At 67.7% G+C, this 24,904-nt stretch carries 26 protein-coding genes; 9 read left to right on the forward strand and 17 right to left on the reverse strand.

All coding sequences use genetic code 11. From position 1 onward, the window contains the following. Positions 1-39: 39 nt before the first annotated feature. From yidC to ACFC4D_RS19385, 4 genes are all read right to left on the reverse strand, one after another. Entirely contained in the window at positions 40-807 is a 768-nt protein-coding gene (yidC, locus tag ACFC4D_RS19370) for a membrane protein insertase YidC (protein WP_376065087.1), read from the reverse strand. Between the two features lie 83 nt (positions 808-890). Then, positions 891-1,187 carry a DUF6412 domain-containing protein gene (locus ACFC4D_RS19375; protein ID WP_364643359.1) on the reverse strand — a complete coding sequence of 99 codons (297 nt, stop codon included), beginning with the start codon at positions 1,185-1,187 and terminating at the stop codon, positions 891-893. Positions 1,188-1,253: 66 nt separating this feature from the next. Then, positions 1,254-1,541 (reverse strand): putative quinol monooxygenase, encoded by a 288-nt coding sequence (locus ACFC4D_RS19380; protein WP_376065090.1) that lies wholly within the window; start codon positions 1,539-1,541, stop codon positions 1,254-1,256. A gap of 28 nt (positions 1,542-1,569) precedes the next feature. Beyond that, positions 1,570-2,604, reverse strand: a complete 1,035-nt coding sequence (locus tag ACFC4D_RS19385) for an aldo/keto reductase (protein ID WP_376065093.1) — start codon at positions 2,602-2,604, stop codon at positions 1,570-1,572. 183 nt (positions 2,605-2,787) lie between these two features. On the opposite strand from ACFC4D_RS19385, the gene ACFC4D_RS19390 reads away from it, so the two are divergent. After that, positions 2,788-4,257: an alpha/beta hydrolase gene (locus ACFC4D_RS19390; protein ID WP_376065095.1), complete on the forward strand. Its 1,470-nt coding sequence runs from the start codon at positions 2,788-2,790 to the stop codon at positions 4,255-4,257. Between the two features lie 120 nt (positions 4,258-4,377). Next, entirely contained in the window at positions 4,378-5,226 is an 849-nt protein-coding gene (locus ACFC4D_RS19395) for a helix-turn-helix transcriptional regulator (RefSeq protein ID WP_376065098.1), read from the forward strand. 17 nt (positions 5,227-5,243) lie between these two features. Here the strand turns inward: ACFC4D_RS19395 and ACFC4D_RS19400 are convergent, their stop codons facing one another. From ACFC4D_RS19400 to ACFC4D_RS19410, 3 genes are all read right to left on the reverse strand, one after another. After that, on the reverse strand, positions 5,244-5,843 hold the full coding sequence (locus ACFC4D_RS19400) for a maleylpyruvate isomerase family mycothiol-dependent enzyme (protein ID WP_376065101.1): 600 nt from the start codon (positions 5,841-5,843) through the stop codon (positions 5,244-5,246). A 173-nt stretch (positions 5,844-6,016) separates the two neighbouring features. Beyond that, a complete protein-coding gene (locus ACFC4D_RS19405) occupies positions 6,017-7,627 on the reverse strand; it encodes a protein kinase (RefSeq protein ID WP_376065103.1) in 1,611 nt (536 codons plus the stop codon). A 270-nt stretch (positions 7,628-7,897) separates the two neighbouring features. Then, a complete protein-coding gene (locus ACFC4D_RS19410) occupies positions 7,898-8,794 on the reverse strand; it encodes an arylamine N-acetyltransferase (protein WP_376065105.1) in 897 nt (298 codons plus the stop codon). A 181-nt stretch (positions 8,795-8,975) separates the two neighbouring features. On the opposite strand from ACFC4D_RS19410, the gene ACFC4D_RS19415 reads away from it, so the two are divergent. After that, a complete protein-coding gene (locus ACFC4D_RS19415; RefSeq protein ID WP_376065108.1) occupies positions 8,976-11,465 on the forward strand; it encodes an FtsX-like permease family protein in 2,490 nt (829 codons plus the stop codon). Positions 11,466-11,519: 54 nt separating this feature from the next. Here ACFC4D_RS19415 and ACFC4D_RS19420 read toward each other — a convergent pair whose 3' ends face one another. After that, positions 11,520-12,482 (reverse strand): alpha/beta hydrolase family protein, encoded by a 963-nt coding sequence (locus ACFC4D_RS19420; protein ID WP_376065111.1) that lies wholly within the window; start codon positions 12,480-12,482, stop codon positions 11,520-11,522. 109 nt (positions 12,483-12,591) lie between these two features. Here ACFC4D_RS19420 and ACFC4D_RS19425 point away from each other — a divergent pair, with 109 nt between their 5' ends. From ACFC4D_RS19425 to ACFC4D_RS19435, 3 genes are all read left to right on the forward strand, one after another. Then, entirely contained in the window at positions 12,592-13,770 is a 1,179-nt protein-coding gene (locus tag ACFC4D_RS19425; protein WP_376065113.1) for a winged helix DNA-binding domain-containing protein, read from the forward strand. A gap of 189 nt (positions 13,771-13,959) precedes the next feature. Next, a complete protein-coding gene (locus tag ACFC4D_RS19430; RefSeq protein ID WP_375968011.1) occupies positions 13,960-14,445 on the forward strand; it encodes a tellurite resistance TerB family protein in 486 nt (161 codons plus the stop codon). A gap of 83 nt (positions 14,446-14,528) precedes the next feature. After that, positions 14,529-14,708, forward strand: a complete 180-nt coding sequence (locus ACFC4D_RS19435; RefSeq protein ID WP_364643394.1) for a hypothetical protein — start codon at positions 14,529-14,531, stop codon at positions 14,706-14,708. 59 nt (positions 14,709-14,767) lie between these two features. Here ACFC4D_RS19435 and nadC read toward each other — a convergent pair whose 3' ends face one another. The 3 genes from nadC to nadA are packed head-to-tail and all read right to left on the reverse strand — an operon-like array spanning position 14,768 to position 18,353. Continuing rightward, entirely contained in the window at positions 14,768-15,628 is an 861-nt protein-coding gene (nadC, locus tag ACFC4D_RS19440; RefSeq protein WP_376065114.1) for a carboxylating nicotinate-nucleotide diphosphorylase, read from the reverse strand. Further along, positions 15,625-17,280 (reverse strand): L-aspartate oxidase, encoded by a 1,656-nt coding sequence (locus ACFC4D_RS19445; protein WP_376065117.1) that lies wholly within the window; start codon positions 17,278-17,280, stop codon positions 15,625-15,627. The genes nadC and ACFC4D_RS19445 overlap by 4 nt, the downstream gene beginning before the upstream one ends. A 35-nt stretch (positions 17,281-17,315) precedes the next feature. Next, the gene (gene nadA / locus ACFC4D_RS19450; protein WP_364643403.1) at positions 17,316-18,353 is read right to left on the reverse strand and encodes a quinolinate synthase NadA; all 1,038 of its coding nucleotides are present in this window, start codon (positions 18,351-18,353) and stop codon (positions 17,316-17,318) included. 77 nt (positions 18,354-18,430) lie between these two features. Between nadA and ACFC4D_RS19455 the strand changes: the two genes are divergently transcribed. Next, a complete protein-coding gene (locus ACFC4D_RS19455) occupies positions 18,431-19,180 on the forward strand; it encodes an NUDIX domain-containing protein (RefSeq protein WP_364643405.1) in 750 nt (249 codons plus the stop codon). Here the strand turns inward: ACFC4D_RS19455 and ACFC4D_RS19460 are convergent. Continuing rightward, the gene (locus ACFC4D_RS19460) at positions 19,177-20,109 is read right to left on the reverse strand and encodes a MerR family transcriptional regulator (protein WP_376065120.1); all 933 of its coding nucleotides are present in this window, start codon (positions 20,107-20,109) and stop codon (positions 19,177-19,179) included. The two genes, ACFC4D_RS19455 and ACFC4D_RS19460, sit on opposite strands and share 4 nt — an antisense overlap. Before the next feature lie 44 nt (positions 20,110-20,153). On the opposite strand from ACFC4D_RS19460, the gene acpM reads away from it, so the two are divergent. Further along, the gene (acpM, locus tag ACFC4D_RS19465; RefSeq protein ID WP_376065122.1) at positions 20,154-20,426 is read left to right on the forward strand and encodes a meromycolate extension acyl carrier protein AcpM; all 273 of its coding nucleotides are present in this window, start codon (positions 20,154-20,156) and stop codon (positions 20,424-20,426) included. A gap of 14 nt (positions 20,427-20,440) precedes the next feature. On the opposite strand, the gene ACFC4D_RS19470 is transcribed toward acpM, so the two are convergent. Beyond that, on the reverse strand, positions 20,441-21,073 hold the full coding sequence (locus ACFC4D_RS19470) for a TetR family transcriptional regulator (RefSeq protein WP_376065124.1): 633 nt from the start codon (positions 21,071-21,073) through the stop codon (positions 20,441-20,443). A 67-nt stretch (positions 21,074-21,140) separates the two neighbouring features. Between ACFC4D_RS19470 and ACFC4D_RS19475 the strand changes: the two genes are divergently transcribed. Further along, positions 21,141-22,568: an FAD-dependent monooxygenase gene (locus ACFC4D_RS19475; protein ID WP_376065126.1), complete on the forward strand. Its 1,428-nt coding sequence runs from the start codon at positions 21,141-21,143 to the stop codon at positions 22,566-22,568. Between the two features lie 5 nt (positions 22,569-22,573). Here ACFC4D_RS19475 and ACFC4D_RS19480 read toward each other — a convergent pair whose 3' ends face one another. The 4 genes from ACFC4D_RS19480 to bioB all read right to left on the reverse strand — a co-directional run bounded on the left by ACFC4D_RS19480 (position 22,574) and on the right by bioB (position 24,887). After that, entirely contained in the window at positions 22,574-22,750 is a 177-nt protein-coding gene (locus ACFC4D_RS19480) for a hypothetical protein (protein WP_376065127.1), read from the reverse strand. Positions 22,751-22,841: 91 nt separating this feature from the next. Continuing rightward, a complete protein-coding gene (locus ACFC4D_RS19485) occupies positions 22,842-23,522 on the reverse strand; it encodes a DUF2567 domain-containing protein (protein WP_376065129.1) in 681 nt (226 codons plus the stop codon). Between the two features lie 35 nt (positions 23,523-23,557). Beyond that, complete coding sequence (locus tag ACFC4D_RS19490) at positions 23,558-23,773, reverse strand: hypothetical protein (protein ID WP_364644195.1); 216 nt, start codon at positions 23,771-23,773, stop codon at positions 23,558-23,560. A 76-nt stretch (positions 23,774-23,849) separates the two neighbouring features. Further along, positions 23,850-24,887 carry a biotin synthase BioB gene (gene bioB, locus ACFC4D_RS19495; protein WP_375968020.1) on the reverse strand — a complete coding sequence of 346 codons (1,038 nt, stop codon included), beginning with the start codon at positions 24,885-24,887 and terminating at the stop codon, positions 23,850-23,852. Positions 24,888-24,904: the final 17 nt, after the last annotated feature.

Here is a 24,904-nt window from a genome sequence, read left to right on the forward strand (position 1 = left end):
TCGGCGCCACCGCTTATCCGCAGGACCGGCACGGCCCGGTTATGGCACCGGCACTTCCGCGTCGAAGCGCCGATAGACCAGGTGCTGCTGGGCGAAGGTCCAGGCGTTCTGGGTGACGAAGTAGAGCAGGATCGCGACCGGCATGACGGCGCCGGCGGCGATCGCGCCGAGGGGGAAGACCCAGAGCGAGAGGTTGTTGATCAGGCGGACCTGGGGGGTTATCTCGGTGCCGATGCGGCGTTGGCGTTCGACGGTGAAGCGGGCGGTGAAGTGGGTGGCGACCGCCGCGATGATCATGAGCGGAATGGCCACGGCCGCAACGGAAGTGAACGAGTCACCCGCGTTCATCAGGGTCGAGGCCAAGGGGGCGCTGAAGAGTTTGGCCTGAAGGAACGATTGCACCTGCTCCGGGGAGAAGACGTAGTTCGCGATATTCGGGTTCTGGAATGAGCGGAGTACGTGGTACAGGCCGATGAAGACCAGGGTTTGGCCGACTATCGGGAGGCAGCCCAGGAGCATGTTGACGCCCTTCTCCTCCTGGAGTTTGCGCATCTCCTCGCTCTGTTTCTGCAGATCGCCGGGATGTTTGCGCTTGATCTCCGCGATATGCGGCTGCATTTCGGCCAGGCCCTTGGAGAAGCGCAGCTGGGACAGGAACGGTTTGATGAGCAGGGCGCGCAGGGTCAGCACCAGGAAGATGATGGCCAGCACCCAGGCCAGGCCGCTCGATGCGCCGAGCACCGCCGCGAAAGCGGTGTGCCACAACCAGAGCACGGCCGATACCGGGTAATAGATGAAGTTGAGCATGGGGGACCTCACTGCGAGGCACCCGCGCACGGGCGCGGGTGGAGCGATTCAGGGCAGCGGTGGACCCGATCGTGCGCGCACGATCAGGCCGGGCACACCCCGGGCGCTCGCGGCCGCGGTCGTCCCGCCGCATCCGGATTGCTCTGTCGCAGAAAGGCTCCCCGCCGCCGTCCGGCCGCCGATTCGGGTGGTCCGGCGTGGACGGCGGTCCGCAGTACCGGGCCGCGCGCCGCGATGAGCGCGGCGGTGAGGGCGACCAGCGCGGCCGCACCCAGTACGAAGAGCGAATTCGGTTCGGCCGCGGCCAGGAAGAGCACGGCCCACGCGGCGACGATCAGGGTGCACACCAGCACCACCGCCGTCTTCATCCGCGTGACCATGCCGTCGACCCTACCCATAGATCGGGCCGGACGCGCCCGCATGTGAGGCGGAAAACCTCGGCGGGGTTATTCGGCGATGAGGCGGCGGATGATCATGGGCTCGGCGAGGATGCCGTCGAGCACGCCCGCGATATGGCGGAAATGCGGGGTGGTGAAGTGCTCTTCCAGGGCTTCGGCACCGGCCCACTCCTCGACCACGACCATATGCGTCGGATCGTTGGGATCGGCGAAGGGCTGATAGCTCAGGCAATCGCGTTCGGCGAGGGAGGGTTCGATCATGGCTTCCAGGGCGGTGCGGAGGCGATCCTGATGCTCGGGGAGGGCGCGGAGTTCCGCGACGACGTGCAGGGACATGAGGTGTTCCGTTCGTGAGGTGTGGTGATCAGGGACGGGCGGGGCCGGTGCCCGCGCCGGTGGTGCTGATGGCGGTGGCGATCTCGTCGAGGTCCGCGGGGGTCAGGGCGAGGGTGAGGGCACCGGTCCAGCCGTCGATCTGAGTGGTGCTGCGGGCTCCGACGATCGCACCGGTGATGCCGGGCCAGGAGGCGACCCAGGCCAGGGCGACCTCGGCGACGGTGACGCCGTGCCGGGCGGCGATCGGGCGCAGGGCATCGACCAGGGCGAGGTTGGCGGGCAGGCCGGTGGTGAAATCCGGGCTGCCGGAACGCCAATCGTCGGCGGTGAGCTTGCGGTCGGCGGTGAAGGCGCCGGTCAGCAGGCCGGATTGGAGTGGGGAGTAGGCGATCACACCGGTGGAATGCGCCTGCGCCCAGGCGATTTCGGGAGCGGAGCCGCGGTTGACGGCGGAGAAGGGCGGTTGGATGGCGTCCACGTGTGCGATGGCCTCGGCTCGATCCAGTTCGGCCACATCGTGATTGGACAGTCCGATGGCGCGGACCTTGCCCTCCTTCTTGAGGTCGGCCATGATCTGCCAGTACTCCTCCAGCGGGGTGGGCTGGGCCAGGCTCTCGCCCTCGCCGCCGTAGACGAAGACCGCGCCGGTATCGGGCCAGTGCACCTGGTACAGGTCGATGTGGTCGACGCGCAGTCGCCGCAGTGACGATTCCAATTCGGCGCGAATGGTTTCCGGGCGCATGATGCGGCGCGGCGGGCCGGAGCGGTCGTCGCCTTCCTCCCAGATCAGGCCGGTCTTGGTGAACAGGTATGGGCGATCGGCCTCGGGCAGTTCGGCGAGGGCGCGGCCAACCAGGGTTTCGGCGTGGCCGAGACCGTAGGCGGGTGCGGTATCGAGCCAGTTCAGTCCGCTGTCCACGGCGTGCCGGATGGCGGCGATGGATTCGGCGTCATCGGTGGCTCCCCACGAGTACTGCCAGCCGGATCCCGCGATCACCCAGGTGCCGAAGCCGAGCGGGGTGAGGTTCATACCGGTGTCGCCGAAGGGACGGGTGTGGCTCATTCGAATCTCCTGACGCTGCCGGATCGGTTCCGGCTGTGAGCATTACTTTTGTCCGTCGCAACCGGGGTAAACAGTGCCGCGCGAGCCTGGGCACGCGATGACCAGGATGCGACCGCAGAGCCAGGCGGGAACGGCTCCACAGGGTGATGCGGCCGAGTTCGCAGGGCTCCTAGCGTCGGCGAAATGAAGAGCAGTCATCGTCTCGGAGCGCTTGCGGCGCTTGCGATTCTGTCCGTCTCGACGATCGCGGCCTGTCGCACCGCGCCCGCCGCGACCGCACCGCAGTGGCATACCTGTCAGGGTGGTGGCCTGGATCCGAGGCAGGAGTGCGGCACCATCTCGGTACCCCTGGATTACGACCATCCCGAGGGTGAGCAGATCACGCTGGCCGTCTCCAGGATTCGCAGCGCGCATCCGGAGTCGCGGCACGGTGTACTGCTGCTCGTCCCCGGCGGCCCCGGCGGAACGGGACTGGATCTGCCGACCACCTGGGGCGCGAAACTCCCTGCCGCACTGCGCGATACCTATGATCTGGTCAGCTTCGATCCGCGCGGAGTCGGCGCGAGCACCACCGCCGATTGCCGAATCGACCGCGCGGATCTGGCGCTGGAGCGGTTCCGGGGCTGGCCGAGCCCGGACGGTGACATCTCGGCGAATATCGCTGTCTCGCAGCGCATCGCGAAAGCCTGCGCGGATAACGGCGGCACCCTGGTGCGCACCATGGGCACCCGCACCGAGGCCCGCGATATGGATCGCATTCGCGCGGCGCTTGGCGAGGACCGCATCTCCGCGTGGGGTGAGTCCTACGGCACCTACGCGACCTCGGTCTACGCGACGCTGTTCGGCGGGCGCACCGATCGAATCCTGTTGGACAGCAATGACGATCCCGATCCGGAGCGGGTGGAGCGGACATGGAACGCGAATTACGCGGTGGGCGTGCGGGATCGATTCCCGGATTTCGCGCGCTGGGCGGCCGATGCGGGCAATCCCGATCGCCTGGTCGATACACCGGAGGCCATGCTCGGCGAATTCCTCGGCCTGGCAGCGCGACTCGATCGCGATCCGCTGCCCTGGCCGGGATCGGAGACAGGACGGTTGACCGGCAACGGGCTGCGACAAGCGCTACTGGACGCGCTCTATCGCGATGCGGCCTTCCCCGCGCTGGCACGGGTGATTCGCGCCGCGCGAACCTCGGCCACCCTGCCCGATCCACAGCCCGCACCGCCCGAATCCCTGCTCCAGCAGCGCACCGCCGTCGCGGTGGGCACCATCTGCAATGATTCCGCCTGGCCCACAAAGCTTTCCGACTACGCCGACGCGGTCATGCGCAGTCGCGCCGAGGATCCGCTCACGGCCGGACTGCCGCAGAATGTCTCCCCGTGCGCGTTCTGGCCCTACCCGCCGGCCGCGAAGACAGTCGTCGACTCGAACGGTCCCGCCAATGTGCTGCTCGTCCAGAATCTGCGGGATGTGGCCACGCCCTACAGCGGCGCGCTCAATCTGCGCAACGCGTACGGCGCCCGCGCCCGGATGATCACCGTCGACGCGGGCGGCCACGGCGCCTACCCCTCGCCCAACACCTGCGCCAACGCGGCCGTCGAACATTTCCTACGCGACGGCACCCGCCCCGATCAGGACCTCACCTGCCGGTGACCCATGGCAGTCGCTCCCGGCACCGTACGCCGGGTCCGATTCGAGCACGTCGATACCGCATCGCGAGCCTGGGCACGAGGTGACCAGGAACCGAACTGCCCAGCCCGCGATACTGGACGCATGACCCTGGACCGTCGTGCCGAACTCGGTGAATTCCTGCGCTCGCGCCGGGCTCGGCTGAGCCCGCAGGAGGTCGGGCTGATCGATCATGGGGCGCGGCGACGAGTGCCCGGACTGCGGCGCGAGGAGCTCGCGCTGCTGGCCGGGGTCAGTGTCGATCACTATGTGCGGCTCGAACAGGGCCGCACGCTGCACTTCTCCGAATCGGTGCTGGACGCGGTGGCGCGGGCGCTGCGGTTGAATCCGGTGGAGCGTGAACACTTCTACCGGCTGGCGCGGCCGTGGTCGGGTGAGGAGCCGCCCGCCGAACAGCAGGTGCGCCCCGGCCTGCGGCGACTGCTCGAATCCGCCGCCGATGTGCCCGCCTACATCGTCGGGCGCGGTACCAATGTGCTGGCCTGGAATCGCCTGGCGGCGGCCCTGATCACCGATTTCGCCGCACTACCGCCGCGCGAGCGGAACCTGGCCCGCCTGGTTTTCCTGGACGAGGGCATGCGCGAACTCTATGCGGACTGGGAGGCCAAGGCCGCCGATGTGGTCGCCTATCTGCGGCTGGACGCCGCCCGCAATCCCGGCGATTCCGGCATCGCCGACTTGATCGCCGACCTATCCGAATCCAGTGCGGAATTCCGCGAGCTCTGGGACCGGCACGAACTCAAGGACAAGACCCACGGCCGCTACGTCTACCTGCACCCGGTTGTCGGCCACATCGACCTGGGCTTCGAAACCCTGCGCCTGCCCGATGATCCGGATCAGGGCCTGATCGCGCACACCGTGGAGGAGGACTCCCCCAGCGCCAACGCCCTGCGCCTGCTCGCGAGCCTGACCGCCGAAACCCAGTCGGTCTGATTCGGGCACACCGCGATTCAGGCGCAGCGGGCCCGAAGTTCGTTCACCCCAGCACCTTCGAGGTCATCGAATGCGACGGTCCGCCCGACCATGGCCAGGGCGAGCGCCTCACCGGGGCCGCGGACCAACGGCCCGGAGCCCTTCGACCAGTCGACGTCCGTCGCCTCCCAGCGCAGACCCTTCAGATAGCGGCCCGGACCGGCGAACATATCCGGGTTGTCGAGAACCGCGACCAGTCGTTCGGCCGGGACCTCCCGCTCGCGACCGAGCGGACGGCGAATGTCCTGCTGGTGCACGAAGCTGTCCGACAGCGCCGTTTTCGGCATATACCGCGAGAACCAGCCGCGCGGTTCGACCAGTCGATCCACCAGTTCCCCGGTGGGCCGCCCATTGAACTGTTCGACCAGCGCCTGATTGAGCCGATCGGTGGAGGGATTGCGCAGCCCCAGCAGCGCATAGCTCGGCAGCGATACGGTATCGGTTTGCAAGTGGCTCACCACATCTCGCACCCGCCACCCCGCGCACAGCGACGGCGTCTCCCACTCCTCCGGAGTCAGCGACCGCAATAGTTCGACCAGTTCCCCGCGCTCATCGATGAGCAGCTGGCGCACGTTCATAACCGAAAGGCTAATCACCCCGGGCACATTCGGACAGTCCCCGACGTGCGCATCGCGGCTCTTCGTACTCGCGGCGACCATGGGGCGACGCGGCGATCCGCCCCATCATTCGCCGTAAACGCACTGCGCCGCACCGGGATTCCGGTGCGGCGCAGTGGTATCGCGGGTAGCGACTACATCTTGGTGTCGCTGTCGATCTTCACATTGCCGCCACCCATATCGATCACGCGGAGCGTCACCGATTTGGTGGAGCTGGAGGTGGAGACGGTGGCCACCGAAATATCCGCCGAGCCATCGGCATTCACGCTGTCGGACCAGCCGCGCGCGCCATTGATGGTGGAGTACCGGGTGATTCGGTTATCGGTCCAGTAGGACTGGAACGCGGACTGGCTGCCGTACACCTGCTGCGCGGCGGGGGTGAGGCGGTTCCAGGCGTCGGCGAAGTTCAGGTAGACGAGACCGTCGTAGAACTTCTGTACCGCGTCGACGCCGTCCTGCACGGTGACCTGTCCGGCGCTCTTGGTCTGGCCGAGTGCGCCGGCGGTGCCCTTGCCGGTGGTGGTCTGCGCGGACGCCTTGGTGGCACTGGTATCGCCACCGGTGGTGCCCGGGCTGTCCGATCCGCCCGAGCTCATCAGGCCGAAGACCACCGCGCCCGCCACGACGACGGCGGCGACCAAGGCCGCGATCACCAGTCTGGTGCGGCGCGGCTGTTCGGGCTCGTCATCGTCCAGATGCGGGGCGAAGGTGGAACGGGTGGGCGGACCGCCGTTGACCGAGGGTCGCGGCGGCGGGGTCTCGAGCAGCTGGGCCTGGCTCATGGCGCCGGTCGGGATATCCGCGTTGGCGGATCCGCGCCGGTCCATCTGCCGGGTATTGCCCCGCTGCGGTGCGGGCCGCGCGCCCGCCGGTTTGGCGGGCGGGGTCAGGGTGCCGCCCTGGCGGCGTGCCGCCATGACGCGGGTGGCCTCGGCATCGGGCCCGATTTCCGCGAACTCCGCCATGATGTCGCGGACCTCGGTCATGCTCGGCCGGTCCTCCGGCTCGAAGCTGAGCAGGGCCAGCAGCAGATCACTGAGCGGTCCGGCATTGCGCGGCGTGCTGATCTGGCCGTTGGCGGCCGCGTACAGCAGGGCGAGCGGATTCGGGTTGGTGCCGTAGGGCGGTTCGCCTTCGAGCGCGTGGAAAAGCGTTGCGCCCAGGGCGAATACGTCGGCGGCCGGGCTCGGTTCGGCGCCGCGCGCGACCTCGGGTGCGAGGTAGGCGGCGGTACCGGAGATGAGTCCGGTGGCGGTGAGGGTGACATCACCCTTGGCCTTGGAGATGCCGAAGTCGGTGATCTTCACCGCCCCGTTGTCGCCGAGCAGGATGTTGCCCGGCTTGACATCGCGATGCACGATGCCGACCCGGTGCGCGGCGATCAACGCCGACGCGACCTGTTCACCGATGCGCGCGACCTGGGGCAGCGGCAGTGTCCCCTGCGAGGACAGCACCACCGCCAGGCTCTGCGACGGCAGGTACTCCATCACGAGGCATGGATCGCCCTCGTGCTCGGTGATGTCGAACACCACAATGGCGTTGGGATGCTGGAAGCGAGCGGCATTGCGGGCCTCGCGGGCAGCGCGCTGACGCACGATGTCCTTGTCGGCCGCGGACAGGCTCGGCTGGGTGATGATCTGTTTGATCGCCACCGAACGCTCCAGCCGCTCGTCGACGGCTCGCCAGACGACGCCTGTGCCGCCGCTACCAATCCGTTCGACCAGGCGGTAATGCCCTGCGATCACTTGGCCGGTTTCGATGGCACTACTCCGAAATTCTGCGCGATGGTGACTGTGACGACGCGGTTGCCCGCGTGTTTCCCCGCATGAGTGTAGCGGGCGATGGGCAGCACGCCGACGTCAGCGTGAGATATGAGCGAGATCTCGGTGAGATGTACGCCGCACTCGGGTGACGTTTATATGACGGGCCACGTTAAAGTGCTGCTCAGAGCAGTTCGATGACATGACAGCGAATTCTGCCGCACAAGCGCGGATCCCACCGCGTGGGACGGGATTTCAGTCGTTGCGTGTCGCGCCCTCCGTCTCGCGGTGCGCGGCGGGCCATTCGGCGCGGGTGAGCCGCATCGCATCGGCCGCGCCGAGTTCGATATCGAACACCTCGGCGAGCACCTTGGGCAGTTCGGTCGCGTCCAATTCGCGAACTTCGCCCGTTCCGTCCGGATAGTCGGTCGTCCAGGTCGTACCGTCGATTTGCTGATGCACCGCATCAGTGAAGCGCTGAATGAACGGCCGCATGGTGAACGGCGAACGCGGTGAGGTCGCGACGAAGTGATTACCGACCGTGAAGTCTGTTCGATACTGCGGATTCGGGCTGAACGTATAGCGATCCAGCCAGCCGTCCCGGCCGAACTGATACAGCGTCCAGAGCTCACCGCCCAGCGCGTCCGCACCGAGCTCGAGCCGGTAACGCCAAGCGCCGAGCGAGAATTCGCCGCGATCGGGGGTCAGCTCGAACGGTTCCAGCGGACCCGAGCCGAAGCCGACATCGCAGAGCCAGGCGCGCTCGTCATCGACCGGGCGCACCCGCAGCAGCGCGTGCGTGGCGGGCCGCAATCCACTGGCGCCCATGGTGACTCGGCCGGAGATGCCGGTGAATTCGAAGCCGAGGCGTTCGAGCGCGGCGGCGAACAGCAGTACGTTCTCATAGCAGTAACCGCCGCGACGTTGCCGGATCAGCTTGTCCTGCAACGATTCCAGATCCAGCGGTACGCCGCGGCCGAGAATGCTCTCCAGATTCTCGAACGGGATGGTGGTGGTGTGCGCGCGGACCAGACCGCGCAGCGTCGCCAGCGTCGGGGTGCGCTCACCGGTGTATCCGATGCGGTTCAGGTACGCGTCGAGATCCAATTCGCCACCGCTCCACAAATAGGATGGATCCACCGGCTTCGTCATCACTGCCTCCGTTTCGATTCACGTTCTTCCGCAGCAACCCCGCACATCACGAAGATGTTCCGGAATCGAGCATTCCCGGCGGGTTTGCGGGGCGGAAACTGGGGTGGCCCATATCGGGTTCGTCTGGGACGGTTGTCCGGATTTCGTGGACAGCACGGACCGGCGGTCATAGCCTCGGTCCATGATCGCGCTGCTGGATCGGTTGCGGCTGCTCACCATTCGTGAGTTCGCCACCCACTGGGGCCGGACGGTGGCCTCGGTCGTCGTCATGGCGGTGTCCTCGGCGTTCCTGGTGGCGGTGATCGGCATCTCCGGTTCGCTCACCGGATCCATTGCGCAGCTGTCATCGGGATTGGCGGGCAATGCGGCGCTGGAGATCTCGGGGGTCACCGATGCCGGATTCCCGCAGCAGGTGCGCGCGGATGTCGCGGCGGTCCCGGGCGTCACCGCGGCGGTGCCGATGCTGCGCGCGAGTGTGGGACCGGACGACGACCGGCTCCTGCTGCTCGGCGTGGACGCCTCCACCGCCGCGCTGGACAGCGAACTGAAGGATTCGGTCGGGAGTGCGCAGACGGCAGCGCTACTGAGCGTGCCCAATGGCGTCCTGGCCGGACCTGGTGCCGGATTCACGAAAGGCGATGTGATCACCCTGCGTTCGGGCACGGTGACCGTCGCGGCCGTCCTGTCCGGTAAGGAGCAGTCCCGGCTCAATGGCGGCCACTATCTGATCGCACCGCTCCCCCTGGCCCAGCGCGTCACCGGCCGCCCCGGACAGCTGGATTCCATCCTGATCGTCACCGCACCGGACGCCGATGCCGCACAGGTGAATTCGGCGGTCACCAACGCCGTCGCGGGGCGCGCGCTGGTGGGCACGCCCAGCCTGCGCGCCGCGCAGACCAGCAGCGGTGTCGTCATGCTGCGTTTCATCGCGGCCATGGGCGCGGCCATCGCGTTCGTGGTGTCGGCGTTCCTGATCTACAACACCATCAGCATGGCGCTGGCCGGACGGCGGCCGGTGATCTCGATGCTGCGGGCCATCGGCGGCCGCAAACAGACCATCGTGCGCGATGTGCTGGCCGAGGCCGCGGTGCTCGGCCTGGTGGGTGGACTGATCGGCGCGGGTCTCGGAGTCCTCATGGGGCGCTATGCCATCGGCCTGCTGCCGGGCGCGTTCAGTCAGATGATGGAGGCGCGGCTGGAATACCTGTTGCCCTGGTACGCGATTCCCGCCGCGGTGCTGGCGGCCGTGCTCACCAATCTGGCGGCCACCGCGGTCGCGGCCCGGCAGGTGTACCGGGTGTCGCCGGTGGAAGCGCTGGCCCCGGTGGGGGTTTCGCAGGCCGATGCGGTGCCGCTGCGGGTGCGGCTGCTCGCGGGTGCGCTGGCGGCCGGATTGGCGGTGGTGACGGTATTGGTGGTGCGCGCGCACCTCGGTCTTTTCGCCGCTGCCGCACTGGGTTCCGCGCTGGGCGCGGAGATCGCGCTGGCGTTCGCCTGCACCGGGCCGATCGTATGGCTGACCGGTGCGACGGCGCGGCGGCTGGGGTCCGCGGGCGTGCTGGCCGGGGTGAATATCGATCGCGCGCCGCGCCGGGTGTGGGCCACGCTCATGACGGTCACCATCGCGGTGGCCATGACCATCACGATCACCGGATCGAACGCGGACGCGGTGCGCTCGGCGCGCGATACCTTCGCCTCCATCGCCGATAACGATGTGTGGGTGAGCGTGACCGCCGAGGATATGGTGCCCACACCGCTGCTGCCGGACGGACTGGCCGACAAGGTCGCCGCCGTACCCGGGGTCGGACGAGTCACCCAGGGGCAGTTGGCCTTCGCATCCTTCGGCGGGACCAAGGCACTGGTCTACGGGGTCGACCCGGACAGCAATTTCGCCATGGCGCGCGCACTCGACACCGCGACCCGGCAGCGACTGCTCACCGGCGAGGGAGTCGTGCTGTCCCGGGATCTGGCTCGCGCACTGGGGGTTTCGGCCGGTGACGAGTTGACGGTGCAGACGCCCAGTGGGGAGCGGCGCACGCGGGTGCTGGCGTCGGTGTCGTACTTCTCGGCGCTGAGCGGTACGGCGTCGATGAGTCTGACGCTGATGCGGGAGTGGTTCGATCGCCCGGGCGCGACCACCCTGCAGATCGATGCCGCGCCGGGCGTGGACAAGGCGCGATTGCTCACGGCCATAAGGCAGGTCGTGCCGCCCGAACTACACGTCTACACCGGCGCGGCGGCGCTGGACGGCGTCAGCCGGGCCATGGAGCAGGGTCTCGTGCTGTCCCGGATCATGCTGGTCATCGTGGCGTTCATCGCCGCGATGGCGCTGCTCAACACCCTCACGCTGGCGCTGCTGGAGCGCCGCCGCGAATTGGGGATTCTGCGCGCGGTCGGGTCGAGCAGGCGGTTCGCGTTGCGCATGGTGCTGGCCGAGGCCGCGGGCATCGGGCTGATCGGCGCGGCGCTGGGTGTGCTGTTCGGTTTGGCCAACCAGTACCTGTATTCGCTGCTGGCCACCGACATCATGGGGCTGGACGTGCACTTCCGGCCCGGGCCGCCGCTGCTCGTATTCACCGTCGCCGCATTGGCTTTGAGCCTGCTCGGCTCCATTCCGCCCGCCGTCCGCGCGGCCCGGCTCAATATCGTCGACGCCGTCAGCGCCGACTGATACCGAAGCGGGTAGCGCACGCCTACATCGTGCGGTACCGATCGGCGCTCGAATTCAGGCGGCGCACTTGGCATTCGGCGGGGCGGGCGGGGCGGTGTTGACACCGTTGGCGATATCGACGATGTAGTCGCTGCCCCACGGCTCGGAGTTCGCGAGCAATCGTTCGACCACACAACCGGATTCGAAGAAGACCGGGCCGAGACCATGCTCCCCCGGCACCACCGCACCGCCCAGATCGCGGCCGCTGAGCACGGTGTACATCGATACCGGCTTCCCGGCGGCCAGGAGCGCGGCCCGCATCTCCAGCCCGGAGCTGTACGGCACCAGTGGATCCGCGGTGCCGTGCAACAGGATTGCCCGGCGCACCCCGATCCGCCCGGCCAGCAGGGAAGGTGAGCGCGCCGCGTACGCGGCCGGACAGGTCAGCGGTCCGCAGCCGCCCGCATCGCGTTCGATCTCCGGCCGCAGCGCCGGACCGGCGAGCGGGGCCTCGTACCAGGAGATGAAATCGCTTGCCTGGCCGAAGGTGTCGACCCAGTAGTCGTAGGTGCCCGGCGGGGCGTACGCGGCGGCGAGACCGCTGGTCAATCCGCCCTGGCTCCACCCCCACAGCACGGTGCGGCCGATGCCCGGATGCTCACCCCGATACCACTGGGTGGCGGCGACGATGTCCTGCCAGCCCGCCCACACATTCCATTCCCCGGTGCGCCAGCGGCCGTCGGCCGAGCGCTGATCCATGGTCAGCAGCGCGGCTCCGGTGTGCTGTGCGATCGAGGCCATGTACTCGGGGAAGTCGGCGGCGCTGCCCGCATGCCCGTGCACCGCGACGATCAGATCCCGGATCTCACCGTCGGGTTCGTAGACCCGCCCGGTGGCCGGTTCGCCCTCCACGGTGAGCGTCACATCGCGCACCCGCACCGGGGTTTCCGCGGCGGCCTCCGGTAATCCGGCCACCATCGCGCCCAGCATCGCGAGCACCACACCGCCGACCAGCCACCGCCGATTCCGACCACCCATCGCGGAATCATCGCACGTCACGGCCGCCGAACCGGGCAGCCCGGCCCCGGTGTCCGGACACCGGGGCCGAGATAACTCGAATGTCGCACCCGGCGGCTAGGATTCGCCCATGCGTTCGATGAGTGTTGCGGAGCGGCGGGCTCGGGTCGGGGTGCGGCATCGGCTGGCCACGGCCGAGCGGGCCGACGATGTGAACGAGATCGTGCGATCGCTGGTGGTGTTGCACGCCACCGATCCGGCCACGGTGTTCCTCTCGATCGCCGCGCGCAGCCGAGTGCTCGAGCCCGGGCATGTGGAGAAGGCGTTGTACGAGGATCGGACGCTGCTGCGCATGCTGGCCATGCGGCGCACCATGTTCGTCGCACCGCTCGAACTGGTTCCCGCGCTCCAGGGTTCGTGCGCGGACGCGCTCGCGCACAAGCAGCGCAAGACCTACGGGCGGCTCATCGATCAGGCCGGGGTGATCGAGGGCGATATCTCGTCCTGGCTCGCCGAGGTGGAAGCCGAAACGCATCAGGCGCTGCTCACCGCCGGTGCCGCCACCGGCGCGCAATTGAGCAAGCTGGTGCCGCGCCTGCGCACTCAGATCGACGCGGCCCCGGGCAAGTCGTATTCCAAGCCGACCAGCATCACCACCTGGATTCTGGTGGTGCTCGGCGCGGAGGGCCGCATCGTGCGCGGACGGCCCAATGGCAGTTGGAGCAGCAGCCAATACACCTGGGCTCCCATCGAATCCTGGCTGCCCGCGGGCATTCCGGAACTCTCCGCCGAGCAGGCCCGCGTCGAGCTGGTGCGAAAGTGGCTGTACGCCTTCGGCCCCGCCCCGGTGAGCGATATCAAATGGTGGACGGGCTGGACGCTGGGCGAGGTCCGCAAAACCCTCGCGCAGATCGATACGGTCGAGGTCGATCTGGAAGGCGTGACCGGCCTGGTGCTGGCCGACGACGTGGACCCGGAGCCCGCCCCGGACCCCTGGGTGGCCCTGCTGCCCGCCCTCGACCCCACCCCGATGGGCTGGCAGGCCCGCGACTGGTACCTGGGCTCGCACGGCCCGGCCCTGTTCGACCGCAATGGCAATGTCGGCCCGACCGTCTGGTCCGACGGCCGCATCGTCGGCGGCTGGGCACAGCGCCCCGACGGCGAAATAGTCTGGCGCCTACTGGAAGACATCGGCACCGAGGCCGAGGCCCGCATCGAAGCCGAAGCCGCCCGCATGACCACCTGGTACGGCGAAGTCCGCCCCATCCCCCGCTTCCGCACACCTGTGGAACGCGAACTCACCTCCTGAGGACCCCGTCGAATCGCGTACGGCCGGAATCGTTCTCACTCCCCGGCAATCAGCGGATGCTGGGCGTTCGCACAGGAATTTCCTAGACTTCACCAGGTCGCCGACTGTTAGGGTCGGTTCGTACATCCGCACAGTCCGGGCATCGACACGGGGGTCCGCGAGTCCGGGGAGATCATTTCGGAGTGTGTCATGACTTTCCTGCATCGCGTCGATGCCCAGCCGATCTCGATTCCCCGGTTGCCGGAGCACACCGCACAGTGGCGGGAGCAGCTGCTCGCACAGCGAAACGAGTTGCGCGGCGGCCCTTTCCGGGACGCGATCGTGGCGGTCTGCGCCCTGATCACCGCGGCGGACGGCGGTATCGATCCCGAACATCGCGCGCGGGTGGCGCACCTGCTCGGCGCGGATCCCGCGCTCCGGCATTTTCCGGCCGATGAGCTGCGAAATCTCTTCGAGGACAACTGCTCCCGCATGAGTATGGATCCGGCGTTCGGCCGCGCGAGCGTACTGGCGCAGATCGCCGAATGCACCGGCGATCCGGAACAGGCGCGCGCCGTGGTCCGGTTGGGCATCATGATCGCCGCCGCCGATCGCGGGCTCGATGCCCACGAGGTTGCCGCTGTCCGGGAGGCTTGTCAGGTGCTGCACCTGGAAACACTCGAATTCGGGGTGTAAAGACTGCTGGATACGCCTTTACATCGCTCGGTAAATATCGCACCCTTGGTGAGTTTGGATTCCGAGCGAGGAGTGCACGCTGCATGGCGATCCAAGGTTTTCTGAATATTTTCTTCGATACCGTTCACCCCAATAGGGGCTGGCGGTACTGCATGATGTGCGAGGGCAAGGGCGATTACGGCCTGGTCAACGACTCGGTGCAGTGGTGCTCGGTATGCGGCGGAACCGGCTGGCTAGCCGACGCGCCGCAATACCGCCGCTGAACCCGCAGCGAAATTCCCAGTTAAATTCCGGAATTTCGGACTTTTCGGGAAAAGCGGAATTACATATCCAAACCCAGGTCCAAAACTCGGACCGAATGGGTCAATGCGCCGACCGATAGATAATCGACACCGGTGCCCGCGTATTCCGCCGCGACATCCAGGGACAGGCCGCCCGAGGATTCCAGCTTGGTCCCCGGCGAGCGGTTGTTGCGGCGTTGTACCGCGGCCTGGGTAGCCCAGAGCGGGAAGTTGTCCAGCAGCACCAGCTGGACGTCTTCGTCGAGGATGGCATCGAGCTGGTCGAGGCTGTCCACCTCGATCTCGCACTCGATGTCCGGGTTCACCTCGCGCACCGCGCGCAGCGCCGCGACCACCGAACCGGCCGCCACCACGTGATTGTCCTTGATGAGCGCGGCATCGCCCAGGCCCATGCGGTGATTCACGCCGCCGCCGGTGCGTACCGCGTACTTCTGCAAGGCTCGCAAACCCGGCAAAGTCTTGCGGCTGTCCCGGATTCGGCAGTCGGTGCCCGCGACCGCGTCCACCCACGCCGAGGTCGCCGTGGCGATTCCGGACAGATGGCACACCAGATTCAGCATGGTGCGCTCGGCGGTGAGCAGGCCGCGCGTCGGCGCGACCACGCTCAGCACGGCGTCACCGGGCTGCACCCGGGTGCCGTCGGCGACGCGGGCGGTGACCTCGTACTCGCCCGCGCCGATCACCTCGTCCAGCACCAGCAGCCCGACATCGAGTCCGGCGATGGTGCCGGGCTGACGCGAGGCCATGGTCGCCTTGGCCACCGCGTCGGCGGGAACCGTTGCGGCCGTGGTGATATCGGGGCCGTAGCGCAGGTCCTCCTCCAGAGCCCGGCGAATGAGCGCGATCACCTCATCGCGATCCAGTCCGGCGTCGAGAGTCATTGCGGCACTCCTTCTTCAGTGCGTGAAGCGTCGTGATGCCAGGTCGGCACCATTTCCGAGCCATCGGTGATCAACTGGGGGCGGCCGTCGGAGCCGAGTCGCACCGCGGTACTGCGGTGCAGTTCCTCGCGCGGTTCCGGATAGTCCGAACGGGTATGGCAGCCACGGCTTTCGGTGCGCGCGGAGGCGGTCAGCAGAAACGCGCGCGCGGTCAGGGTGAGCGCGGAGTCCTCCAGATCGCGAATCACCGCGGCCGGATCATCGGCGCGCACGTCATCGCTCTCATCGGCTTCGCCGCCGGTGATCAGGCCGACCAGCCGCAGCACCGCACCGCGCAGGCCGTCACCGTCGCGGACGACCCCGGCGTGCTCGGTCATCAACTCCTGCAACAGTTTGCGATCCGCGCGCGGTAACGCGGCCACCCCGGAGAACCGTTGCTCGGCGGGAATGAGCTCGGCCCGGCCGAGTCGTTCCGCCGCCGCGACGCCGACGCGCCCGCCGACCACCAAACCCTCGAGCAGGCTGTTGGAGGCCAGGCGATTCGCGCCGTGCAGTCCGGTGCGCGCGACCTCACCGGCCGCGTACAACCCGGGAACCGCTGTGCGCCCGTGGGTATCGGTCACCACCCCACCGCACTGGTAGTGCGCGGCCGGTGCCACCGGAATGAGATCGACCCGCGGATCGATCCCGGCCGCGGCACAGGACGCGGTGATGGTCGGGAACCGTTCCGGGAATCCCTCGATGGCGCGCGCGTCGAGGAAGACGTGATCGGTGCCGAGTTCGCGCATACGCGCGGCGATGGCCCGCGACACCACATCGCGCGGTGCGAGATCACCGCGCGGATGCACCCCCGCGGTCACCGAATTCCCTTGGGAATCCACCAGAATCGCGCCTTCGCCGCGTACCGCCTCGCTGATCAGCGGCCGCCGCCCCACCCCGCCCGGGGTGAACAGCACGGTGGGATGGAATTGCAGGAACTCCAGATCCGCCACCGCCGCCCCGGCACGCAAGGCCAGCGCGATACCGTCCGCGGTCGCCCCGGGCGGATTGGTGCTGCACGCGTAGAGCTGCCCCAATCCGCCGGTGGCCAGCAGTACGGCGGGTGCGTGCACGATGCCGAAACCCTTGTCCGACACCGCGATCACACCGCGCACCCCATCGGGTCCGGTCACGATCTCGACCACGGCGGCCCCGAACAGCACCGGCAGTCCGGCCGCGTTCAGCGCCCGCTGCACCTCGGCCCCGGTGGCGTCACCGCCGGCGTGGATGATGCGACGCGTGCTGTGCCCGCCTTCGCGGGTGCGCGCGACCTCGCCATCGCGGCCGTGATCGAAAACGGCTCCGAGGTCGGTGAGCGCGGCGACCGCCTCGACGCCGCCCTCGACGATCGAGCGCACCGCCTCGGGATCACACAGTCCGGCCCCGGCCACCACGGTGTCGTGTACGTGCGAGGCGACCGAATCCCCGTGCGGCGCGACCACGGCGATACCGCCCTGGGCGTACTGCGTGGAGGTGTCGGTGGCCCCGCCCTTGCTGAGCGTGAGGACGCGCAGTCCGCGCAGTGAGGCGGTGCGCGCCGCGGTCAAACCCGCGACGCCACCACCCACCACGATCAGATCCGCTTCGGCCTCCCACGTGAGGGAAATACTCACGGCTTCACCCTTTCCGGCGAACGACCGAGCCCGTGCTATTCCCCGCCGCCCGGATTGCCGATCTCGATCATGCGCTGCACCGAATTCCGCGCCAGGGCAGCGGTTTCCAGGTCCACGTGCACCTCGTCGCGGTTCTCCACCAGGCAGCGCAGCAGCGCGGCCGGGGTGATCATCTTCATGTACTGGCAGGACGCGCGATCGTTGACCGGCTGGAAGTCGATTCCGGGTGCGGCCTTTCGCAGCTGATGCAGCATGCCGACCTCGGTGGCCACCAGCACCTGATTCGACTTGGCCGCCTTGGCGGCGTCGATCATGCCGCCGGTGGACAGGATGTGCACCCGGTCGGCCGGGAACTCGCCCGCGCCCGCCAGGTAGAGAGCCGAAGTGGCGCAACCGCATTCGGGGTGCACGAACAGTTCCGCGTCCGGGTGGCTCTTGGCCTGCGCGTTGAGCTCATCGCCGTTGATGCCGGCGTGCACATGGCATTCGCCCATCCAGATGTGCATGTTCTCGCGGCCGGTGATGCGCTTGACGTGCGCGCCCAGGAACTGGTCCGGCAGGAAGAGCACCTCGCGGTCCGGGTCGATGGAGGCGACCACGTCGACGGCATTGGAGGAGGTGCAGCAGATATCGGTGAGCGCCTTCACCGCGGCCGTGGTGTTCACGTACGAGACCACTACGGCGTCGGGGTGCTCGGCCTTCCACTCGCGCAGATCATCGGCGGTGATGGAGTCCGCGAGCGAACATCCGGCCCGCTGATCCGGGATCAGCACGGTCTTGGTCGGGCTGAGGATCTTGGCGGTCTCGGCCATGAAGTGCACACCGCAGAACACGATGGTGTCCTCGGGCGCCTCGGCGGCGATCCGGGAGAGCGCGAGCGAATCGCCCACATGATCGGCGATGTCCTGGATCTCGGGCAGCTGATAGTTGTGCGCGAGGATCGTCGCATTGCGCTCGCGCGCCAGCCGCTTGATCTCCGACGCCCACTCCGGGGTGGCGTTGACGCCGGTGAATCCCGCGGGCCCATCCACAATGCGCTCGGTGAGCGCCAACGTCGCACCTAGTGCAGCCATCTCCTGGCTCCTTCTCTCATGCGCCCGGCCACATCGCCGATTCGCATACAACCGGTTTTCGACTTAGAATCGAAAACGTGCCCCATCGTAGCACCATCCACGAAACGCTCACCGCGGTGTTCCAGGTTCGTCGCTTCCCGGACACCAACACCGCAGGTGAGAGCAATTCCACCCCCGTCGGAGACCGTTGCCCGCCCGGACAGCACACCGAACTCGCGGTACTGCTGTGGGAACGCGCCCTGGACCCGGCGATCGGCACCTGGTCAACCCCCGGCGGACGGCTACGCGATGGCGAGGATCTGAACACCTCGGCCGCGCGCCAGCTCGCCGAGAAAGTGGATGTGCGCGAATTGACGCACCTGGAACAGCTTTCGGTCTTCAGCGATCCGGATCGGGTGCCCGGCGATCGCCGTATCGCCTCGGCCTATCTCGGCCTGGTCCCGCTGACCGCGGATCCGCAGCTACCCCCGGACACCCGCTGGCATCCGGTGTCGAATCTGCCGGATATGTCCTTCGACCACGGCATCGTGGTGGAGCACGCCCGCACCCGGCTGGCCGCGAAACTGTCCTACACCAATATCGCCTTCGCGCTCGCGCCCGAGCGCTTCACCATGTCGACGCTGCGCGAAATCTATTGCGCCGCACTCGGATATGACGTGGACACCACCAACCTGCAACGGGTGCTGACCCGCCGCGGCGTCATCACACCCACCGGCGCGACCGCCTCCCCCGGCCGCGCCGGCGGCCGTCCGGCGGCGCTCTACCGTTTCGCCGATTCCGAAATCCGGGTCACCGACGAATTCGCGGCCTTCCGCCCGCCGAGCTAATTCACCGCACTATCGGCCGAATGGGCGAGCGCGTCGTACACCCACCGATGCGCTCGCCCGACGGTGATGCGCGGCCCGAGCAGCCGTTCGGTCAGCGCCCAATAGCGATCGATGCGCCGATCGGTATCGGGGCCATCGATCAGCAGCCGCGCGCGGAAACGCGGGGAATCCCGCTCACCGCGCGCGGTGGCGTGCGCACCGACGAATCGGTCCAGCTCACGGCCGCCGCGCGGTGCCACCCCGCTCGAAATCAGCGGCACCACATCGGTCATCACCGCGCCCACCGCGGCATACAGCTCAGGCCCATCGCGGACCGTTTCCGGGCGCGTCCGCCAGAGTTGTTGTCGCACAGCGCCGTGCAGTCCGGAGTCGGTGATCAGCGCGGCCAGCTCGGCATAGGCGACGATTTCGTCCACGGTCGGATCGGCGGGCGGCTCCGGGACATTCCAGCCGATGAAGGTATCGACCTCGGCCCGGGGTATCGGCGCGAGCACACCGCGCCAGAACCGCACCAGACCCTCATGTGCCGCATCGGCATCCGAGACCGCGGCCAGCAATGTGAGCCGCTCATCGCACCGCACCGGGCCGTCCGAGTCGAGCGCCCGCAATGCCGCCCGCCGCCAGGCGAGGGCTCTGAATTCAGCGTCCAGCCGCGCGGTTTCGGCCGCGACGGCCTCGTCGATCGACCATTTCCCGTGCAGCACATCGGTAATCGACTCCAGCCCGAGACCGAGTGCGCGCAGCCGCCGCACCAGCAGCAACCGTTCGATGGCGATCTCGGCGTCGAACATCCGGTGCCCGCCCGCGCTGCGCCGCGACTCCAGAATGCCCTCATCGCAATAGAACCGGATCGTCCGCACGGCAATCCCGGTGGCGCGCGCCAACTCTCCGATGCTGACGGGTGCGCCGTCCCGTGTGTCATCAGTCACAACCGCTTGAACCTCCACCCCACTGGAGCTCCTAGCGTAATCGCATGGCTATCACGCAAGCGGAAATCGTCGCCGGTATCGCGGAAATCATCGAGGAGGTGACCGGGATCGAGGCGTCCGAGGTGACCATCGAGAAATCCTTCTCGGAGGATCTCGAGATCGATTCGCTGTCTCTGGTGGAGATCGCGGTGCAGCTCGAGGACAAGTACGACGTCAAGATTCCCGATGAGGATCTGGCGAGCCTGCGCTCCCTGGGCGATGCGGTCGACTATGTGCAGCGGATGGAGTCGAAAATGCAGGAGAGCCAGGCTAATTGAGGTAGCCCGGATAGTCAGTGCACGCGCCGCGCGGCCAGACCGTCGCGCAGCAGATCGAACGCCACGTTCGTCGCGTGCACCGCCGCCGGATAGCGGTGGTCGGCGGACTCGCCGTCGACCAGGTGATCGTGATTCATGAAGGCGAGTTCGGTATGGATCACGGTCACCTGGGCCGCGACCAGGCGTGCGGTGAGCGGATCGAAACCGTTCTCGCGCAGGGCTTCCGCGAGGGTGTCCACCGCACGGGCCAGGTAGCTCGTCAGCCGGGCCGCCAAAGACTCCGTGCCCCTGATCAATTGGAGAAAGGCCATGATCTCCGGGGTGTCATTCAATCCGCTGTTCGGATCGCGACGGCTCAGCGCCTCCAATCGCGCCTCCCGCAGGGTATCCAGCGGAGGATGGCCGGGCCGGGCCCGGATCTGCCTGGCCGCCTCGTCCTCATGATCGGCGAACCGTTGCAGGACAAGGTCTTCCTTGGTCGGAAAGTACGCGAAGAGCGTGCGCCGGGAGACCTCCGCGGCCTGCGCGATATCGGTGATGGAGACGCGATCGAAGCCCGATTCCAGGAACATGCGGATCGCCGTGGCGGCGATCGTCTCGCGCAGGCGCAGTTTCTTGCGTTCGCGGATGCCCATCGGTTCGGTCATGCGATGACCATACCGTCAAAAGTAGACTGAGTGTACTCTTGCACCAAGTCTACTTTTGGAGATCAACGTGCAGACCGAAGTGATCGTCGTCGGCGCCGGGCCGACCGGATTGATGCTGGCCAATGAACTGAATCTGGCCGGGGTTCAGGTCGTGGTGCTGGAGCAGCAACGCACGCGCAGTACACAATCGCGCGCGGGTGGGCTGCAACCGCGCACCGCGGAGGTGCTCGACCTGCGCGGATTCCTCGATCCGTTACTCGAACAGGCACTGGATCGCGGGAAGTTCGGCGGGCACTTCGCCGGACTACCGGTCGAATTGGATTGTCGGCCTTGGCACACCCGGCATCCGTACCCCGTCGCCATCCCGCAGGGGCGATTGGAAGCGTTCCTCGAACAGCGGCTCGTCGAGCGCGGGGTGCCGGTGCTGCGGGGACACGAGGTCTCCGCGATCGAACAGGATGCGGACGGCGTGACGGCCGGGGAGATTCGCGGCGGCTATCTCGTCGCCTGCGATGGCGGGCACAGCGCGGTGCGCAAACTGCTGGGCGTCCCTTTTCCCGGCATCCCTGGACGCATGGCATCGGTGGTCGCGGACCTCACCCTGGCGTCCCGGTCCGAGACCGTCCCGCGCGTGTCCGAACATTTCAGTCGATATCCCAAGTCCGCCAACGGATTCTTCACCGTCTTACATCCGATCGAGGGCAAGCGTTACCGGTTGATCTTCGGCAGGTTCGCCGCCGAGCGCCCGGATCGTGAGCTGCCCATCACGACCGGGGAGGTCCAGGAGGCACTGACGGCGGTGTACGGACCCGAGACGACCCTGGGCGAATTGCTTGCCGCATCCCGGTTCAGCGATGCCACCCGGCAGGTCGAGAACTATCGCGAGGGCCGGGTGCTCTTCGCCGGGGACGCGGCGCATATTCACCTGCCGATCGGCGGCCAGGGCGTGAACCTCGGCATTCAGGACGCGGTCAACCTCGGCTGGAAACTCGCTGCGGCAGTGCGGGATTGGGCACCGGAGGGACTGCTCGACAGCTATCACACCGAACGCCATCCGGTCGCCGCGCGCGTACTGCGCACCACCCGCGCCCAGAGCATGATCATGAATCCGAGCCGGGACGCGGATCTGGCCACCGTCCGCGACCTCTTCACCGATCTACTGCGGCTGCCGGATACCAATTACTTCGTCTCGGGCATGATGTCGGGCCTGGACATCGACTATCCGGGGGTCGGGCCGCGCATGCTCGATCTCGATCTGACCACCGCCGACGGACCGACCCGGATGAGCCGGCTACTGCATTCGGGCCGCGGGCTGCTGCTCAATTTCGATGACGCGCCCCGATCCATCGACCGCTGGTCCGCTCGCGTGGATCAGGTTGTCGCCGAGGCCGATCGGGACGCGACCACGGTGCTGATTCGTCCCGACGGTCATATCGCCTGGACCGCGAACGATGAGCGACCCCTCGAATCAGCTCTGGCCCAATGGTTCGGCTGAGCCGATCACCACGCGCGATCGCGATGCTTCGAGCTGCGCTTGTACCTGCGCCCACTCGGAATCGGTTGTGCGGCATTGGATTGCCGGATGGCGTGGCGCTGCCGCCAGGCGGTGAGGTCCGGTCGTTCCGCCGGGGCCTCGGTAGCCTGCGGCGCACGATCGGCGTGCGGTGCGGCTTTCATGGCCGATCCCCCTGCGATGTCGTGAGTTCGACCTCAGAGTAGGGGGATTCGGCCGGTCGCTCCAGCGAATTTCAGTGCGCGCGATCCGGCTTCAGTGCGCGCGATCGGTGTCGGATGGGTCGAAGGGCACGACCGGATCGCGAGGTCCGTAGCTCGGACCGCCGTTTCCGCCCGGACCGCCGTACGGACCGTAGCTGATGGCGGAACCGTACTGGGCCGGAGCGAAAACCGCCGGATCCCTCGGCTTACCGCCGAACGGCAGGAATTGGCCGCTGCCGAGGTCATCGGAAGTACTCAGCGCCGTCAGGATGAGCACGACCAGCACCGCGATCAGCGGTTGCATGAGCAGTGCGGGCCAGCCCTCGACGGTCGGGGCGAATTCGACGATGGTGTGCACCGCCGGATGCGCGGGCCGGGTGTGGCGTTGCTCGGCGACGGCCTCACCCACCCAGCGCATGAGCGAGGAGCCCAGTGCCGAACCGGCCAGCAGGCCGAGCAGCATGACCGGGCCGCGAGCGCGCCGCCAGCGCCAGGCGGCGGCGGTGCTCAGCACGGCGACGACGACACCGAAGAGCACGAATATGGCGACCGCGTCGAAACGGTGCGTGCTCTCCCCCGTCAGCGCCGCGCCCCGGTCCGGATCGACCACCAGGAGTTGTTCGGCGGGTGCGAGGAAACCCCACAGCACGCCGCCGAGCGCACTCACCGCGGCGATGGCCGCGAACACCACCGCTGCCGCGCGCGCCTCGCGCATCAGGGTCTCGATACGCATCGACGGCTGCTCGGCAGCGGTGAATGTGGTTGCCACTAGCGGTTTTCCAGGGTGCTGGAATCGAGTACGCCGTGCCGGGAGCATTTGGCCCACCAGCCGTCCGGACTCACCTGCACGATCATGCGGCGGCCGCAGGATTCACAGAACCGCGGCGGTTCCAGGCCCATGGCGGCGGCGGTCGGCACCGGATCGTCCAGACCCGGCACCACTCGCTTGCCCGTGAACGGGTTGTAGCGCTCCTCTATATCCACGACCACCTCAGTGCACCTCAGCCTCAGTGAAGTTCCGGTACCGCTCACGGTACCGGTTTCCCATAACCCGTTTATCTCAGAGGGTTTCGTTGAGCGCCTTGATCGGCATGGAGAGCTCGCCGAGCAGATCGATATCGGCTTCGGCGGGTCGGCCCAGCGTGGTCAGGTAGTTGCCGACGATGACGGCGTTGATGCCGCCCAGGATGCCCTGCTTGGCGCCGAGGTCGCCGAGGGTGATCTCGCGACCGCCCGCGAAACGCAGGATGGTGCGCGGCAGTGCGAGGCGGAACGCGGCGACGGCGCGCAGCGCGTCGGCGGCGGGCAGCACCTCGAGGTCACCGAAGGGGGTGCCCGGGCGCGGGTTGAGGAAGTTCAGCGGCACCTCGTCGGGCTGCAATTCGGCCAGCTGCGAAGCGAATTCGGCGCGCTGCTCCAGGGTTTCGCCCATACCGAGGATGCCGCCGGAGCACACCTCCATACCGGCCTCGCGCACCATGCGCAGGGTGTCGTAGCGCTCCTCGTAGGAGTGCGTGGTGACCACGTTCGGGAAGTGCGATTTGGCGGTCTCGAGGTTGTGGTTGTAGCGGTGCACGCCCATGGCGGCGAGCTGATCGACCTGCTCCTGGTTCAGCATGCCGAGCGAGCAGGCGACCTGGATGTCGACCTCGTTGCGGATGGCCTCGACGCCCGCGGCGACCTGCGCCATGAGGCGGGCGTCCGGGCCGCGGACCGCCGCCACGATGCAGAATTCGGTCGCGCCGGTCTTGGCGGTCTGCTTGGCGGCCTCGACCAGGCTGGGGATATCGAGCCAGGCGGCGCGCACGGGCGACTGGAAAAGCCCGGACTGCGAACAGAAGTGGCAGTCCTCGGGGCAGCCGCCGGTCTTGAGCGAGATGATGCCCTCGACCTCGACCTCGGGACCGCACCACTTCATGCGCACCTCGTGCGCGAGGGCGAGGGTTTCCTCGAGCCGGTCGTCACCGAGCCGCAGCACCTCGACGGTCTGCTCCTGGGTGAGACCGATGCCGCGCTCGAGCACCTGCTCGCGGGCGATGGTCAGAATGTCCTCACCTGCCGTGCTGTCGGCTTCGGTGCGGACGGCTGCCTGGGTCATGCGCGCGAATCCCTTCG

The sequence above is a fragment of the Nocardia sp. NPDC056000 genome (assembly GCF_042269265.1).
Taxonomy (GTDB): domain Bacteria; phylum Actinomycetota; class Actinomycetes; order Mycobacteriales; family Mycobacteriaceae; genus Nocardia.

Bases quoted from the DNA above. Each gene is read 5' to 3' on its own strand.
- ACFC4D_RS19430 (WP_375968011.1), top strand. From the start codon at position 13,960: ATGACTTTCCTGCATCGCGTCGATGCCCAGCCGATCTCGATTCCCCGG.
- ACFC4D_RS19385 (WP_376065093.1), bottom strand. From the start codon at position 2,604: ATGAGCCACACCCGTCCCTTCGGCGACACCGGTATGAACCTCACCCCG.
- acpM (WP_376065122.1), top strand. From the start codon at position 20,154: ATGGCTATCACGCAAGCGGAAATCGTCGCCGGTATCGCGGAAATCATC.
- ACFC4D_RS19380 (WP_376065090.1), bottom strand. From the start codon at position 1,541: ATGTCCCTGCACGTCGTCGCGGAACTCCGCGCCCTCCCCGAGCATCAG.
- bioB (WP_375968020.1), bottom strand. From the start codon at position 24,887: ATGACCCAGGCAGCCGTCCGCACCGAAGCCGACAGCACGGCAGGTGAG.
- ACFC4D_RS19420 (WP_376065111.1), bottom strand. From the start codon at position 12,482: ATGGGTGGTCGGAATCGGCGGTGGCTGGTCGGCGGTGTGGTGCTCGCG.
- ACFC4D_RS19485 (WP_376065129.1), bottom strand. From the start codon at position 23,522: ATGCGTATCGAGACCCTGATGCGCGAGGCGCGCGCGGCAGCGGTGGTG.
- nadA (WP_364643403.1), bottom strand. From the start codon at position 18,353: ATGGCTGCACTAGGTGCGACGTTGGCGCTCACCGAGCGCATTGTGGAT.
- ACFC4D_RS19480 (WP_376065127.1), bottom strand. From the start codon at position 22,750: ATGAAAGCCGCACCGCACGCCGATCGTGCGCCGCAGGCTACCGAGGCC.
- ACFC4D_RS19415 (WP_376065108.1), top strand. From the start codon at position 8,976: ATGATCGCGCTGCTGGATCGGTTGCGGCTGCTCACCATTCGTGAGTTC.
- ACFC4D_RS19395 (WP_376065098.1), top strand. From the start codon at position 4,378: ATGACCCTGGACCGTCGTGCCGAACTCGGTGAATTCCTGCGCTCGCGC.
- ACFC4D_RS19390 (WP_376065095.1), top strand. From the start codon at position 2,788: ATGAAGAGCAGTCATCGTCTCGGAGCGCTTGCGGCGCTTGCGATTCTG.
- ACFC4D_RS19470 (WP_376065124.1), bottom strand. From the start codon at position 21,073: ATGACCGAACCGATGGGCATCCGCGAACGCAAGAAACTGCGCCTGCGC.
- ACFC4D_RS19410 (WP_376065105.1), bottom strand. From the start codon at position 8,794: ATGACGAAGCCGGTGGATCCATCCTATTTGTGGAGCGGTGGCGAATTG.
- ACFC4D_RS19435 (WP_364643394.1), top strand. From the start codon at position 14,529: ATGGCGATCCAAGGTTTTCTGAATATTTTCTTCGATACCGTTCACCCC.
- yidC (WP_376065087.1), bottom strand. From the start codon at position 807: ATGCTCAACTTCATCTATTACCCGGTATCGGCCGTGCTCTGGTTGTGG.
- ACFC4D_RS19425 (WP_376065113.1), top strand. From the start codon at position 12,592: ATGCGTTCGATGAGTGTTGCGGAGCGGCGGGCTCGGGTCGGGGTGCGG.
- nadC (WP_376065114.1), bottom strand. From the start codon at position 15,628: ATGACTCTCGACGCCGGACTGGATCGCGATGAGGTGATCGCGCTCATT.
- ACFC4D_RS19375 (WP_364643359.1), bottom strand. From the start codon at position 1,187: ATGGTCACGCGGATGAAGACGGCGGTGGTGCTGGTGTGCACCCTGATC.
- ACFC4D_RS19400 (WP_376065101.1), bottom strand. From the start codon at position 5,843: ATGAACGTGCGCCAGCTGCTCATCGATGAGCGCGGGGAACTGGTCGAA.